This is a genomic window from Cellulosimicrobium cellulans, from assembly GCF_016907755.1.
GTDB classification, from domain to species: domain Bacteria; phylum Actinomycetota; class Actinomycetes; order Actinomycetales; family Cellulomonadaceae; genus Cellulosimicrobium; species Cellulosimicrobium cellulans_D.
In genome coordinates this window covers 2,703,394-2,718,209 of sequence record NZ_JAFBCN010000001.1, presented here as the reverse complement: position 1 = coordinate 2,718,209, position 14,816 = coordinate 2,703,394, and the positions used below count along the sequence as shown (strand labels likewise).

Sequence of the window (14,816 nt, the reverse complement as noted above, 5' to 3'; positions counted from 1 at the left end):
TCAGAGCGCGACGGGGCCGCGTCCCACCGGCGCGTCGGCCGCGATCTCGGCGTAGGCCGCGGCGAGGAGCGTCGGGTCCGGGCCCTCGAGCCGGGTCGGCCGTGCGACGTCGTCGAGCACGACGAAGCGCAGGAGGTCGCCGCGCGACTTCTTGTCGCGGCGCATGGCGGACAGGAGCTGCTCCCAGCGGTCGCCGCGGTACGTGAGCGGCAGCCCGAGCGAGCCGAGGATCGCGCGGTGGCGCTCGACGACCGCGTCGTCGAGCTTTCCCGCGAGGCGCGAGAGCTCCGCCGCGAACACCATGCCGACGGAGACGGCGGCGCCGTGGCGCCACTGGTAGCGCTCGGTGAGCTCGACCGCGTGGCCCAGCGTGTGCCCGTAGTTGAGGATCTCGCGCAGGCCGGCCTCCTTGAGGTCCTCCCCCACGACGCGCGCCTTGACCGCGATCGAGCGCTCGACGAGCTCGGCGACGACCGCCCACGTCTCGTCGGTGGTCGGGCGCGTGCCCCACGCGCTCAGCGCGTCGGCGTGCTCCTCGACGAGCTCGAGGATGCGCTCGTCAGCGATGAAGCCCGTCTTGACGACCTCCGCCATGCCGGCGACGAAGTCCCAGCGCCCGAGCGACTCGAGCGCCGCGAGGTCGCACAGCACGCCCGCGGGCGGGTGGAACGACCCGACGAGGTTCTTGCCCTCCGCGGTGTTGATGCCCGTCTTGCCGCCGACCGCCGCGTCGACCATCGCCAGAAGCGTCGTCGGCACGTGCACCACGCGGATGCCGCGCAGCCACGTCGCGGCCACGAACCCGCCGAGGTCCGTCGTCGCGCCGCCGCCGACCGTGACGACGGCGTCCGTGCGCGTGAAGTCCAGCTGCCCCAGCACGCCCCACAGGAACGCCGCGACCTGCGCGGTCTTGGCCTCCTCCGCGTCCGGGACCTCCGCGACGAACGCCTCGTAGCCCGACGCCTTGAGGTCCTCGTGGACCACCTCCGCCGTCGCCGCGAGGGCCGCGGGGTGGACCACGAGCACGCGGCGCACCCGGTCGCCGAGCATGGTGGGCAGCTCGCCGAGCAGGTGCCGACCCACGACGACCTCGTACGGCTGGTCCCCGGCGACCCGCACGCGCGTCGGCGCGGGGTTCTCGTCGGTCTCCGGGGCGGGGGTCGTGTCGCTCACGCGTTCTCCTGTTCGGCCGGGGTGTCGGTGGGAGCGGACGCCGCGGCACGGTCTGCCGCCTCGCCGCCACCCGCGAGGTGCGCCCGGATCTCCTGGGCGACCTGCGCGGGCGTGCGCGCGTCGGTGACGACGTGCAGCGTCGCGACCCGCTCGTAGACGGGGCGCCGCGCCTCCATGAGGGCGGCCCACCGTGCCCGCGGGTTGCCCAGCAGCAGCGGGCGGGACTGGTTGAGCCCGACGCGCGGCGCCGCGTGCGCGAGGCTCACGTCGAGGAACACCACGGCACCGCCCGCCGCGACGTACGCCGCGAGGGCGGTCTGGGTGTGCTCGTCGAGCACGGCGCCGCCGCCCAGGGCGAGGACGCCGTCGTGGGTCGCGAGCGCCGTCGTCACGGCCTCGCGCTCGAGCTCGCGGAAGTGCGGCTCGCCGTGGTCGACGAAGATGTCGGCGACGGGCTTGCCCGCCGTGGTCTCGACGTCGGTGTCGGTGTCGCGCTGCGCGAGGCCCAGCAGGTCCGCGAGGTGGCGCGACACCGTCGACTTGCCGCTGCCGGGCGGGCCGACGAGGACGACGACCGGGCGCGTGCCCGGAGGGACAGGCGTCATCAGCGCTGCAGCTCCGGGATCGCCGCGAGGTACGCCTCGGCGTTGCGGCGGACCTCCGCGACGGAGTCGCCGCCGAACTTCTCGAGCGCCTGCTCGGCGAGCACGAGCGCGACCATGGCCTCGGCGACGACCGCCGCCGGAGGGACGGCGCACACGTCCGAGCGCTGGTGCTGGGCCTTGGCGACCTCGCCCGTGACGACGTCGACCGTCGCGAGCGCGCGCGGCACGGTGGAGATGGGCTTCATCGCCGCGCGCACGCGCACGACCTCGCCGTTCGACATGCCGCCCTCGACGCCGCCCGCGCGGTTGCTCAGGCGGTGGATGCGGCCGTCGGTGCCGCGCTCGATCTCGTCGTGCGCGGCGGACCCGCGGCGGCGCGCGGTGCGGAAGCCGTCGCCGACCTCCACGCCCTTGATCGCCTGGATGCCCATGAGCACCGCGGCGAGACGCGCGTCGAGGCGCCGGTCGCTCTGCGCGTAGGTGCCGAGCCCCGACGGGACGCCGTAGGCCAGGACCTCGACGACGCCGCCGAGCGTGTCTCCCGCCTTCTGGCACTCGTCGATCTCGGCGACCATCGCCGCGGACGTCGCGGCGTCGAAGCAGCGCACCGGGTCGGCGTCGAGCGCGGCGACGTCGTCGGGCCCGGGCACCGCGGCGTCCTCGGGGACCTCGACGGGACCGATGCCCACGACGTGCGACACGAGGCGGACGCCCAGCGCCTGCTCGAGGAACTTCGCGGCCGCCGCGCCGAGGGCGACGCGTGTCGCGGTCTCGCGCGCCGACGCGCGCTCGAGCACGGGGCGGGCGTCGTCGAACCCGTACTTGCGCATGCCCACGAGGTCGGCGTGGCCGGGGCGCGGACGCGTGAGCGGCCGGTTGCGGGCGATCTCGCGCACGTCGCCCGTCCCGGCGTCGACCTGGAGAGCCTCGGGCGGCACCGGGTCGGCGGACATGACGTCGACCCACTTGGGCCACTCCGAGTTCGCGATCTCCAGCGCGAGCGGGCCACCCTGGGTCACGCCGTGGCGCAGCCCGCCCAGGACGCGCAGCACGTCCTGCTCGAACTTCTGGCGCGAGCCGCGCCCGTACCCGAGGCGACGACGCGCGAGCGCGGCCTTCACGTCGTCCGTGGTGAGCTCGACGCCCGCCGGCAGCCCGTCGAGGATCCCGACCAGCGCCTCACCGTGCGACTCACCCGATGTCAACCAACGCAGCATGATCGCCATCCTCCCACGTCGGCGCGCACGTCCCGGCGGGCGCCCGCAGTGCGGACCGGCGGTCGCGGACGGCGCCTCGGGGCGAGCCGCGCGCCGGATCCGGGGAGAGGACGGGCCGTCCGGCACGCTGTGGACGACGGCGGCGCGCGCCGTCGCGGGCGCGCTACCGTGCCGCGCATGGTCCAGCAGGGGGACAGGACGACGACCGACCGGCCGGAGACGTGGGGACGACGTCGGCGCGACGACCTGGCGCGGGAGGCGCGCGTCGCGGGCCGGCCGGGCGCGGCTCTCACGGTGCTCGCGGCGCTGGGCGCGGCCTGGTGGTCAGGTCTGTCGTGGGCGACGCCGGCCCTCGTGCTCGTCGCCGGGGCCGGCGCGCTCGTGGCCGTGATCGACGCGCGCACGCACCGCCTGCCCGACGTCGTCGTCCTGCCGACGTGGCTCGGTGCGGTCCTGCTCCTCGCCGTCGCCGCGCTCGGGACCGGGGACGACGCCGCCCTCGTGCGCGCGCTCGTCGGGGGCGCCCTGGGCTTCGGCGCCTACGCCGCGCTCCGGATCGCGTACCCGCCGGGTCTCGGCTTCGGCGACGTCAAGCTCGCGGGGATGCTCGGCACGCCGCTCGCGTGGCTCGGGTGGGGCGACCTGGTCACCGGACTCGTCCTGCCGTTCCTGCTCGGCGGCGTGTGGGCGCTCGGGCTGGTCGTCCTGCGACGAGCACGTCGGGACACCGCCGTGCCGTTCGGACCCTTCATGGTCGCCGGTGCGGGCGTCGCCGCCGTGCTCGGCGGCGCGGTGGTCGGGGCGTACGCGCCCGCGTGAGCAGTGCCTCGCGCCGGGCCGGCAGGCCTCGCGACGCGGGGACGCATGTCAGGCCGGGACGTCCAGCGCTGACGTGAGCGCCCGGTCCATCGCCTCCAGCGGGACCACCTTGCCCGTCATGAGCCGCACCTGCTCGGCCGCCTGGTGCAGGAGCATGCGCTCGCCGCCGACCACGGTGCCGCCCGCCGCGGCCCAGGCCGCCGAGAGCGCGGTGGGTCGAGGGTCGTAGACCACGTCGAGCAGCACGCCTGCGACGGGCGCGGCCGCCTGTGCCAGCGCCTCGGCCACCGGGTCGGCCGCACGCGACGGAAGGGTCGCGACGACCGCGTCGGCCCGCCCGAGGCGGTCGCGCAGTGCGGAGGACGACGGGTCGAGGATCTCGAAGCGCGGCTCGACGCCCATGCGGTGCGCCGCGCGCTGGAGCGTGCCGGTGCGCCCGAGCGAGCGCACCAGGACCGTCGGCGTCGGGCAGCCGAGCTCGGCGAGAGCGGCGAGCGTCGACGCGGCGGTCGCGCCCGCCCCGAGCACGACGGCGGTCCGCGCGTCCCGCTCCCCCAGACCCTCGCGGAGCGCGGCGACGAGCCCGTGCACGTCGGTGTTGGTCCCCACGAACGTCGGGCGCCGGCCGCCCGTGGGCTGCACGACGAGCGTGTTCACCGCGCCGACGACGTTCGCGAGCGGGTCGACGTGGTCGAGCAGCGGGATCACGGCGTGCTTGAGCGGCATGGTCAGGCTCAGGCCCGCCCACGACGCGTCGAGACCGTTGACGAGGGCCGGGAGCTGCTCCTCGGTCGTGTCGATCGCCTCGTACGTCCAGCCGTCGAGGCCGAGCGCCTCGTACGCGGCGCGGTGCAGCACCGGGGACAGCGAGTGGGCGACGGGGTGGCCGAGGACGGCCGCCCGTCGCGGCGCGCGCGTCGCGCTCACCCGCCGTTCTCCGCGAGCCACTGCCGGTACTCCTGCTTGAACTGCTCGAACTCGGCGTACGTGTCGGTGAACTTCGTCTCGCCCGTGTCCAGGTTGACGGTCACGTACCAGAGCCACGGGCCGTCGGGGGCGTTCATGACCGCCTCCACGCTCTCGCGGCTGGGGCTCCCGATCGGGGTCGGGGGAAGGCCCTGGTGGACGCGCGACGCGTAGGGCAGGTCGGGGTTCTGGAACTCCTCGGTCGTGATCTCGTTCGCCGGCTTGCCGAGCCCGTAGACGTCGATCGCGTCCATGCCGAGAGGCATGCCGTCCGCGATGCGGTTGTAGATGACCCGCGCGACCATCCCGCGCTGCTCCGCGTTCTTGCCCTCCCACTCGACGATCGACGCCATCGTGAGCACCTCCTGGAAGCGCTCCGGCGGGACGCCGAGGTCGGCGAGCTCGCTCGTGGTCTGGCTGACCATGCTCTGGATGATCCCCGTCGCGTTGACGTCTCCCGGCTCGAGGACGTACGTCGTCGGGTAGAGCCAGCCCTCGTAGTTGCCGTTCGCCTCCGCGGGCAGGCCCATGGCGGTGGTGTCGGCCATCGCGGCCTCGAAGTCGGCGACGGGGATGTCCGTCACCGAGGACGCCTTCTCGAGGATCTGCTTGACCGTGTAGCCCTCGGGGATCGTGATCTTGGTCTCGACGCGCGAGTCGTTCGCCACGAGGCGCGCGACGGCGTCCTTGGCCGGCATGCCGAGGAGCAGCGTGTGGGTGCCCGGCTGGATCTTCCCCGCGTTCGGGTTCTCCTCGAACGCCTTCGCGAAGGCAGCCGAGCTGGCGACGACGCCGGCCTCGGTCAGGACCGCGCCCATGTCGCGGCCGGTCGAGCCGGGCTCGATGACGACGTCGACGGGGTCGGTGCCCGGCCCCTCGAAGTCCTTGGCCTCCAGCGGGTTCGCGAACCCGAAGAGGTCGGAGGCGTTGTTGAGCAGCAGGTACCCCGCGCCGCCCACCACGAGGAGGGAGACGAGCAGCACCACGAGGGCGCGGCGACGCCGGCGCTGGCGTCGCTTCTTCGCCGCCCGGCGGGCGCGCTGCTCCGAGCGCGACGAGCGCGCGGGCTGCTGCTCGCCCTGGACGGCGGGCCGTTCGAACAGGTCGGTCACGGTCGGTGGTCTCCTGTCGGGTCTACAGGTTCTCCGGCGCGCGCCCCCGCGCCCCGCTCGGCGTCGAGAGCGGATTGCAGAATGATAACGGCGGCCGCCTGGTCGACGACGCTGCGGTGCTTCTTGCCGGCGCGTCCCGACGCGTGCAGCGCCTGGTGCGCGCTGACGGTCGTCATCCGCTCGTCGACGAGGTGCACCGGCACCGGTGCGACGACGCGTGCCACCAGTCCAGCGTACGCCCGCGCCCCCTGGGCGGCGGCACCCTCTCCCCCGGAGAGGTGGCGCGGGAGGCCGACGTAGACCACCTGGGCGCCGCGCTCGTCGACCTCGGCGGCGATGCGCGCGACGTCCGTCGGGACCGCGGCCCCGGCCTTCGTGTCGCGCGCGAGCGTCTCGACCGGGGTCGCGACGCGCCCGTCGGGGTCGCTCGCCGCGAGCCCGACGCGCACGCTGCCCACGTCGACGCCCAGGCGCGCCCCGCGCGGGAGGGGGGCGCGCCCGTCGTCGGCGGGCAGCCAGGGGACGGCCGTCACGCGGCCGCCGCAGCGCCGTCGCGCACGCCCTGCAGGGCGGCGGGCAGCGCCGAGACGTCCGTGCCGCCGCCCTGGGCCATGTCGTCCTTGCCGCCGCCGCCGCCGCCGAGCGTCTGGGCGGCCGCCTTGGCGAGCACGCCGGCGCGGAGGCCCGCGGCACGGGCCGACGCGTTGGTCACGACGACCACCTGCGGGCGGTCCTTCGCGACGCCCCCGACCGCCACGACGGCGGGCTCGGACTCGCCGAGGCGACCGCGCACGTCGAGCGCCAGCGCACGGAGGTCGTCCGCGGAGGCAACCTCGCCGGCGTCGTGCACGACGACGCGCGTGCCGCCCGCGAGCTCCGCGCCCGCGGCGAGCGTGCCGGCCACCGCGAGGAGCTGACCCTGCCGGAGCTGCGCGAGCTCCTTCTCCGCGTCGCGCAGCCGCGACACGAGCGAGCTCACGCGGTCGGGCAGCTCCTCGGTCCGCACGTTGAGCAGGCCGGTGAGCTGGCCGACGAGCGCGTGCTCCTTGGCCTGGAAGCCGTACGCGCCGTCGCCGACGAGCGCGTCGACGCGACGCACGCCCGAGCCGATGGACGACTCGCCGAGCAGCGTGACGAGGCCGAGCTGCCCCGTCTGCTGCACGTGCGTACCGGCGCACAGCTCGCGCGACCAGTCGCCGCCGATCGACACCACGCGCACGACGTCGCCGTACTTCTCGCCGAACAGCGCCATCGCGCCCAGGGCGCGCGCCTCGGTGATCGGCATGAGCTGGTCCGTGACCTCGAGGTTCTCCTGGAGCTGGGTGTTCACCCGCTCCTCGATCTCCGACAGCGCGCCCGCGGGCACGGCCGACGAGCGGCGGAAGTCGAAGCGGATGCGGCTGGGCGCGTTCTCCGAGCCGGCCTGGGTCGACTCCTTGCCGAGCGACTCCTGGAGCGCCTTGTGGATCATGTGCGTCGCGGAGTGGGCACGGCTGATCGCCTTGCGGCGGTCGCGGTCGATCGTCGCGGTGCCGGGGTCGCCGAGCGCCGCCGTTCCCTCGACGAGGCGGCCTCGGTGCACCGACAGACCCTTGATCGGGCGCTGGACGTCGTCGACCTCGATGGTCGCGCCGCCGTCGAGCACGATCGTGCCGTGGTCGGCGAGCTGGCCGCCGGCCTCCGCGTAGAACGGCGTGCGGTCGAGCACGACCTCGACGTCGGCGGGCGCGGTCGCGGCGGGAGCGGGCACGCCGTCGACGAGCAGCCCGGCCACGCGCACGGAGGCCGAGGACTCCGTGTAGCCGAGGAACTCCACCGGCGCGGAGAGCTCGCCCGCGAGCGACTCGTAGGCGGCCGTGTCGACCCCGCCCGAGCGCTTGGCGAGCGCGTCGGCGCGGGCGCGCTGGCGCTGCTCGGTCATGAGCGCGCGGAACGCCTTCTCGTCGACCTGGACACCCTGCTCGGCGGCCATCTCGAGCGTGAGGTCGATCGGGAAGCCGTACGTGTCGTGCAGGGCGAACGCCTGGTCGCCGCCGAGCAGCGGCACCCCGCCCGTCCCCGCGGCAGCCTTGGCCTTGGTGACGGCCGTGTCGAGGATCGTCGTCCCCGAGGTGAGGGTGCGACGGAACGCGTCCTCCTCGGTGTAGGCGACGTTCGAGATGCGCTCGAAGTCGGTCGCGACCTCCGGGTACGACGGCGCCATGGCGTCGCGGCTCACCGGGAGCAGCGCGGGCATCGCACGGTCCTCCACGCCCAGCAGGCGCATCGCGCGCACGGAGCGGCGCAGCAGGCGGCGCAGGACGTAGCCGCGGCCCTCGTTGGAGGGGCGCACGCCGTCGCTCATGATCATGAGCGCCGAGCGCACGTGGTCGGCCACGACGCGCATGCGCACGTCGTCCTCCCGGTTCGCGCCGTAGCGCCGGCCCGAGAGCGCCTCGGCGGCCGCGATGACGGGGAACACCTCGTCGATCTCGTAGAGGTTGTCCTTGCCCTGGAGCAGGTAGGCGACGCGCTCCAGGCCCATGCCCGTGTCGATGTTCTTGCGCGCGAGCTCCGAGACGATCCGGAACTCCTCCTTCGACTTCACGTCGTCGATCGCGTACTGCATGAACACGAGGTTCCAGATCTCGAGGTAGCGGTCCTCGTCGACGACGGGGCCACCCTCCTGGCCGAACTCCGGGCCGCGGTCGATGTAGATCTCCGAGCACGGGCCGGCGGGACCGGGCTGGCCCGTGGACCAGTAGTTGTCCTTCTTGCCGCGCGCCTGGATGCGCTCGTCCGGCAGGCCGGCGATGCGCTTCCAGAGCTGCCGCGCCTCGTCGTCGTCGTGGTAGACGGTCACCCAGACCGTCTCCGGGTCGAACCCGTACTTGCCCTCCTCGCGCGGACCCGTGACGAGGTCCCAGGCGTAGGTGATCGCGCCTTCCTTGAAGTAGTCCCCGAAGGAGAAGTTGCCGTTCATCTGGAAGAACGTGCCGTGACGCGTCGTCTTGCCGACCTCGTCGATGTCGAGCGTGCGCACGCACTTCTGGACGCTGGTCGCACGGTCCCACGGCGGGGTCTGCTCACCCGTCATGTACGGGATGAACGGGACCATGCCCGCGATGGTGAACAGCGTGGACGGGTCCGGGGAGACGAGCGACGCCGAGGGCACGACGGTGTGGTCGCGGTCGGCGAAGTAGTCGAGCCAGCGCTTGCGGATCTCGGCGGTGCGCATGATGTCCTTCGGGGGCAGTCGGTGGGTCGTGCGGGTGCTGTGCTGTGGGTCGCGGCGGCCGGGCCGCGCGTCCTAGAAGGAGTAACCGAGGAGGTCCTCGACGTCGTCCGTGTCGTCGAAGGGGCTGGGGTCTCCCGCGGCCGGGCGCGTGTGGCGGCCGGCCGCGCGGCGCGCTCGGACCACGTCCGGGTCCTCCTGGCCCTCGGCGAGGAGCGCTGCCATGAGCTCCTGCTCGCGCGCGTCGCGCGCGAGCGTGAACTCGGTGCGGAAGTCGCGGGCGATCCCGACGACCTTCTCGCCCAGCCCGTTGACCTGCTCGGTGGCCTGGTCCACGAGCGACGCCGGCGCGTAGCGCGCGAGGATCTTCTTGCCGCGGACGACGACCACGACCGTGATCGCGACCCCGACGCCGACCCAGAAGACGCGGCGCATCAGCGCGACCCCTCGGCACGTCCGGCGCCGTCCGACGAACGGCGTCGGCCGAACGAGCGGGCGGCCGCCTGGCGCACGCCGTAGGTGAACGCGGCGACCTTCACCAGCGGGGCGCCGAACGTCGCGGCGTACAGCCCCGTGAGCGCGGACACGTTCTCGCTCACCTGGGCGGCCGACGTCGTGATCGTGTCGACCTTGACGAGCTGGCTGTTGGCCGTCGCGACCGTGGTCGCGGCCTCGTCGAGGATCGGGACCGAGTGGTCCGTGACCTCCTTGATGCTCGCCCGCGCCTCGTCGAGCACACGGCCGAGCTTGAGGAGCGGCACCGCGAGCAGGCCGACGAGCAGCACGAACGCGATGGCTGCGATGAGGCCGGCCACGTCTCCCAGGGACATTCTTCCTCCAGTGCCAGTCACGGTGCCGCGTCCACGGCTCCGCGAAACACTACCCGCACCAGGGCGGGGACCATCGTCGGGCGCGACACGACGGCGGGGTCGCCGCGGGCGCCGCGGTCCGGACGCACGAACGCCTCGCTCGCCGACGAAGCGGTGAGCGAGGCGTCCGGAGCGGGGGTCAGCGAGCGTAGTACTCGACGACGAGCTGGACCTCGCACTGCACGGGGACCTCGGCGCGCTTGGGGCGACGCGTGAGGATCGCGCTCAGCTTCTCGAGCTGGACGTCCAGGTAGCCCGGGACGGCCGGGAGGACGTCGCGGTGCGCGCCCGCGGCGGCGACCTGGAACGGCGTCGTCGCCTGGCTCTTCGGCTTGACCTGGAGGGTCTGGCCGGGCTTCACGCGGAACGACGGGCGGTCCACGATCTTGCCGTCGACGAGGATGTGGCGGTGCGTGACCGCCTGGCGCGCCTGCAGGATGGTGCGGGCGAAGCCGGCGCGCAGCACGAGCGCGTCGAGGCGGGTCTCGAGGTTCTCGACGAGCGCCTCACCGGTCAGACCCTTGTCCTTGCGGGCCTCCTCGTACGCACGCGCGAGCTGCTTCTCGCGGAGCATGTACTGGGCGCGCAGACGCTGCTTCTCACGGAGACGGACCGCGTAGTCCGACTCGGTGCGGCGGCGGGCGCGGCCGTGCTCACCCGGGGGGTACGGGCGCTTCTCGAAGTGCTTGACGGCCTTCGGGGTGAGGGCGATGCCCAGGGCGCGGCTCAGGCGGACCTGGCGGCGCGAGCGCTTGACAGACGTCACAGCGGTATCTCATTCCTGTCGTGTGGGTACTGACGTCACACCTGGTCCCGAGGAGTCGGGTCCGGGTGCGGGACCAGCCGATGGACCACGTGCCTCTCCGAGGAGAGACGGTAGGTCGGGGCCGAGGTCCCAGGTGGTCGCCGTGAAGGCAACCTGAGAAGTCTACCGCACGCCCCGGGGCGGCGGTCCCCCGCACATCAGCGCGCGGGCTCGTCCTGGGCCAGGATGTCCCGGATCCGGCCGAGGCGGTCGGAGACCTGGCGCTCGTACCCGCGGTCGGTCGGCGCGTAGTACCGCGACCCGACGAGCGTGTCGGGCAGGTACTGCTGCGCCGCGACGCCGTGGGGCGCGTCGTGCGCGTACCGGTACCCGGTGCCATGCCCGAGCTGCTTGGCGCCCGGGTAGTGCGCGTCGCGCAGGTGCGTCGGGACGGACCCGGCCTTCCCGGCGCGCACGTCCGCGAGCGCCGCGTCGATCCCGAGGTAGGCGGCGTTGGACTTGGGCGCGGTCGCGAGGTGCACGACGGCCTCCGCGAGGACGATCCGCCCCTCGGGCATGCCGATGAGCTGGACGGCCTGGGCCGCGGCGACCGCGGTCTGGAGCGCGGACGGGTCGGCCATGCCGACGTCCTCCGCGGCCGCGATGACGATGCGCCGGGCGATGAAGCGCGGGTCCTCCCCCGCCGCGATCATGCGCGCGAGGTAGTGCAGGGAGGCGTCGACGTCGGAGCCGCGCATCGACTTGATGAACGCGGACACGACGTCGTAGTGCTGGTCGCCGTCGCGGTCGTAGCGCACGGCCGCGACGTCCACGGCTCGCTCGACGGCCTCGAGGTCTACCGGCACGGGAGCCGGGGCGCCGTCGGCCTCGCCGCGCGTAGCGTCACCGTGCGGGTCGGCGTCCGCGTCGCCGTCGACGTCCTCGGACGCCGCCACGGGCACGGGCACCGGGGCGTCCGAGAGCGCGGCGCCGGCCGCGGCCTCGAGCACGGTGAGGGCCTTGCGCGCGTCGCCGCCGGCGAGGCGCACGAGGTGGCCCTCCGCCTCGTCCGTGAGCGCGACGAGACCGCCCAGCCCCCGGTCGTCGGCGACGGCGCGGCGCACGAGGGCGCGGACGTCGTCGTCCCCGAGGGGCTGGAGCGTGAGCAGGAGCGAGCGGGAGAGCAGGGGCGAGTTCACGGAGAAGCTGGGGTTCTCCGTGGTCGCCGCGACGAGCGTGACCCAGCGGTTCTCGACGCTCGGCAGGAGCGCGTCCTGCTGGGACTTGGAGAAGCGGTGCACCTCGTCGATGAACAGGACGGTCTCCTCGCCGCCGGTCGCGAGGCGGCGGCGGGCGTCCTCGACGACGGTGCGCACGTCCTTGACGCCCGCGGTGACGGCGGAGAGCTCGACGAAGCGACGACCCGACGCGGTCGCGATGAGGTAGGCGAGCGTCGTCTTGCCCGTGCCGGGCGGACCCCAGAGGATGACGGAGCCGGGCACGGCACGGCCGCCGGACGCGTCCGACTCGATGAGGCGCCGCAGGGGCGAGCCGGGGACGAGCAGGTGCGCCTGGCCCGCGACCTCGTCGAGGGCGGCGGGACGCATGCGCACGGCGAGCGGGGCCCCCGGTCCGGGTCGCGGCGTGCCCTGCGCGCCGGAGGTGGCGGCGCCGAAGAGGTCGCCGCCGAACAGATCACCGGTGGACATGCCCCGAGCCTACGCACCGCCGCCCACGCGCCCGGACGCCGCCGGCGTGGGGAGGTCGGGTGAACGTCGTCCACAGCGCCGCGGGGGATCTGACACGCGGCGCGGGCGGATGGGATGCTGGCGCTCGTGTTCTCGAGCCTCGGTCGTCGTGTCGCCCGCCATCCCCGCCTCACGGTCGTCGTGTGGGTCGTCCTCACCGGGCTCGGGTTCGCGCTCGCGCTGTTCGGCGTGCACGGCGAGAGCGTGTTCGACCGGGTGACGACGGGAGCGCCCTCCATCCCCGGCTCGGACAGCGAGCGCGCGACGGAGATCCTCGCCGAGAACGACGAGGGCGGCCCGGAGATCACGCTCCTGGTGAGCGACGTCGACCCCGCGGACGCGCAGGTCGTGGCTGCCATGACGGAGGTGAACGCGGACCTCGTGGCGATCGAGGGCGTGGACACGGTCATCAACCCGTACGTGATCCCTGGCGGGGTCGAGGACCCTGCCGCGCAGTCGCTCGTCGCGAACGAGGGCGACGGGTTCCTCACCGTGGTGACGCTGCGCACCGACCTCGACGCGGAGCGGACGGACGCCGTGGCCGAGCGCGTCGTCGAGCAGCTCGAGGCGGTGCCCGGCGTCCTCGCGGAGGCCGCGCCCGACGCGGCCGGGGACGCGACGGGGCTCGTGGGGTCGAACGCGCTCATCGTCGACGCCATCACCGGGCAGGTCGAGGAGGACCTCACGACGGGCGAGAAGGTCGCCCTGCCGGTCGCCCTGCTCATCATGGTGCTGGTGTTCGGCGGCTTCCTCGCCGCGGCGATGCCCATGGCGGGGGCCGTCGCGTCCATCGGGACGGGCCTCGGCGTGCTGCTCGGCCTCACCTACGCGCTCGACGTCGACGCGTCCGTGGTCAACGTCGTCACCCTGCTCGGGCTCGGGCTCTCGATCGACTACGGGCTGCTCGTCGTGTCACGGTTCCGGGAGGAGCTGCACCGGCTGATCGCCGCGGGCGACGACCCGTCGCTGCGGCGGCGGCGGGGTGACGGCGTCGTGCACGCCGCCCTGATCCGCACGATGGAGACGGCGGGCCGCACCGTCGCGTTCTCGGCGCTCACGGTCGCGATCTCGATCGCGGGGCTCATGGTGTTCCGCCCGGACATCCTGCGGTCGGTCGGCGCGGGCGGCCTCGGCGTCGTCCTCGTCGCGGTGGCGACGGCGCTCACGCTCGTCCCCGCGCTCCTCGCGTTCTCCGGTCGCCGGCTCGCGAAGCCGGGGATCCTCGGCCGGATCCCCGGTCTGCGCCGCGTGCTCGCCCGGACCGCGGACGTGCAGTCCGACGAGGGCGCGTTCTCCCGTCTCGCCGCGCGCGTGCAGCGCCACCCGGTGTGGGTGCTGCTCACGACGGTCGTCGTGCTCGTCGTCCTCGCACTGCCCGTGCTCGGCCTCCACATGCGCAACTCGGGCATCGAGCTGCTCCCCCAGGGGTCCCCGCAGCGGGAGTTCGTCGACGAGCTCGCCGCGCAGTACCCGTCGAGCGAGAGCGCCCAGGTCGTGGCGGTGGTCGACGCGAGCGTCGAGGACGCCCAGGCGTGGGCCGACGAGGTCGCGGGGCTCGACGGCGTCGCGAGCGTCGACCCGGCCGCCCCGCTCGGCGACCACGCCGTCGTGGGCGTGCACGTCGACGCGGACGACGCCGGCGGCCCCGAGGCGGTGTCGGTCGTGCGGGAGGTCCGCGCCACCGACCCGGGGTTCGAGGTGTGGGTCACCGGGCAGGCTGCCGGGCAGGTCGACTTCCTCGACGCGCTCGGCGAGCGCGTGTGGTGGGCCGTCGGGATCGTCGTCGGCGCGACGCTCGTGCTGCTCTTCCTCATGACCGGCTCCGTCGTCGTGCCGGTCAAGGCGCTGCTCACGAACGCGCTCTCGCTCGCCGCGTCGCTCGGCGTGCTCGTGTGGGTGTTCCAGGACGGGCACCTGGAAGGTTTGCTCGACTTCTCCTCGGTCGGCGGGATCGAGACCTACGTGGTCGCGCTCGTCGTCGCGTTCGCGTTCGGCCTCGCCATGGACTACGAGGTGTTCCTGCTCGCGCGCGTCAAGGAGCTCTACGACGCCGGCCACCCGAACGACGAGGCCGTGCGCCTGGGGCTCCAGCGCTCCGGCCGGATCATCACCTCCGCGGCGGCGATCATCATCGTCGTCTTCGCGGGCTTCGTCTTCGGCGACCTCCTCGTCATCAAGGAGGTCGGGTTCGCGCTCGCCGTCGCCGTGCTCATCGACGCGACGATCGTCCGGCTCCTCCTCGTCCCCGCGACGATGACGCTGCTCGGCCGGTTCAACTGGTGGGCCCCGCGACCGCTCCGGTGGGTGCACCGCAAGCTCGCGATCACGCACTGAGCACGCGACGAAGG

General features: G+C 74.1%; 13 protein-coding genes. 2 read left to right on the top strand and 11 right to left on the bottom strand.

Features of this window, described 5'->3' with window-relative positions; translation table 11 throughout:
- From aroB to aroC, 3 genes are read right to left on the bottom strand one after another with little or no spacing between them, the layout of a single operon-like run.
- Window positions 1–1,173 carry a 3-dehydroquinate synthase gene (aroB, locus tag JOE63_RS11810; protein WP_374059029.1) on the bottom strand — a complete coding sequence of 391 codons (1,173 nt, stop codon included), beginning with the start codon at window positions 1,171–1,173 and terminating at the stop codon, window positions 1–3.
- A complete protein-coding gene (locus tag JOE63_RS11805; protein ID WP_087472010.1) occupies window positions 1,170–1,778 on the bottom strand; it encodes a shikimate kinase in 609 nt (202 codons plus the stop codon). Before JOE63_RS11805 ends, aroB begins: the two co-directional genes overlap by 4 nt.
- Window positions 1,778–2,995 (bottom strand): chorismate synthase, encoded by a 1,218-nt coding sequence (gene aroC / locus JOE63_RS11800; RefSeq protein ID WP_087472947.1) that lies wholly within the window; start codon window positions 2,993–2,995, stop codon window positions 1,778–1,780. The genes JOE63_RS11805 and aroC overlap by 1 nt, the downstream gene beginning before the upstream one ends.
- Window positions 2,996–3,172: 177 nt before the next feature.
- Between aroC and JOE63_RS11795 the strand changes: the two genes are divergently transcribed.
- Window positions 3,173–3,814, top strand: coding sequence for a prepilin peptidase (locus JOE63_RS11795; RefSeq protein WP_157759631.1), 642 nt, complete (start codon window positions 3,173–3,175; stop codon window positions 3,812–3,814).
- A gap of 48 nt (window positions 3,815–3,862) precedes the next feature.
- On the opposite strand, the gene JOE63_RS11790 is transcribed toward JOE63_RS11795, so the two are convergent.
- From JOE63_RS11790 to JOE63_RS11755, 8 genes are all read right to left on the bottom strand, one after another.
- Entirely contained in the window at window positions 3,863–4,741 is an 879-nt protein-coding gene (locus JOE63_RS11790; protein WP_204541525.1) for a shikimate dehydrogenase, read from the bottom strand.
- Window positions 4,738–5,892, bottom strand: a complete 1,155-nt coding sequence (mltG, locus tag JOE63_RS11785) for an endolytic transglycosylase MltG (protein ID WP_087472007.1) — start codon at window positions 5,890–5,892, stop codon at window positions 4,738–4,740. Before mltG ends, JOE63_RS11790 begins: the two co-directional genes overlap by 4 nt.
- The gene (ruvX, locus tag JOE63_RS11780) at window positions 5,889–6,425 is read right to left on the bottom strand and encodes a Holliday junction resolvase RuvX (protein ID WP_244286145.1); all 537 of its coding nucleotides are present in this window, start codon (window positions 6,423–6,425) and stop codon (window positions 5,889–5,891) included. The genes mltG and ruvX overlap by 4 nt, the downstream gene beginning before the upstream one ends.
- The gene (alaS, locus tag JOE63_RS11775; RefSeq protein WP_204541521.1) at window positions 6,422–9,109 is read right to left on the bottom strand and encodes an alanine--tRNA ligase; all 2,688 of its coding nucleotides are present in this window, start codon (window positions 9,107–9,109) and stop codon (window positions 6,422–6,424) included. The genes ruvX and alaS overlap by 4 nt, the downstream gene beginning before the upstream one ends.
- Before the next feature lie 72 nt (window positions 9,110–9,181).
- On the bottom strand, window positions 9,182–9,541 hold the full coding sequence (locus tag JOE63_RS11770; protein ID WP_053370881.1) for a hypothetical protein: 360 nt from the start codon (window positions 9,539–9,541) through the stop codon (window positions 9,182–9,184).
- Window positions 9,541–9,936, bottom strand: coding sequence for a DUF948 domain-containing protein (locus JOE63_RS11765; RefSeq protein WP_204541518.1), 396 nt, complete (start codon window positions 9,934–9,936; stop codon window positions 9,541–9,543). The genes JOE63_RS11770 and JOE63_RS11765 overlap by 1 nt, the downstream gene beginning before the upstream one ends.
- Before the next feature lie 178 nt (window positions 9,937–10,114).
- Entirely contained in the window at window positions 10,115–10,741 is a 627-nt protein-coding gene (gene rpsD / locus JOE63_RS11760; protein WP_047234514.1) for a 30S ribosomal protein S4, read from the bottom strand.
- 197 nt (window positions 10,742–10,938) lie between these two features.
- A complete protein-coding gene (locus tag JOE63_RS11755; RefSeq protein WP_204541515.1) occupies window positions 10,939–12,429 on the bottom strand; it encodes a replication-associated recombination protein A in 1,491 nt (496 codons plus the stop codon).
- 126 nt (window positions 12,430–12,555) lie between these two features.
- On the opposite strand from JOE63_RS11755, the gene JOE63_RS11750 reads away from it, so the two are divergent.
- The gene (locus JOE63_RS11750; protein ID WP_307840053.1) at window positions 12,556–14,802 is read left to right on the top strand and encodes an MMPL family transporter; all 2,247 of its coding nucleotides are present in this window, start codon (window positions 12,556–12,558) and stop codon (window positions 14,800–14,802) included.
- Window positions 14,803–14,816: the final 14 nt, after the last annotated feature.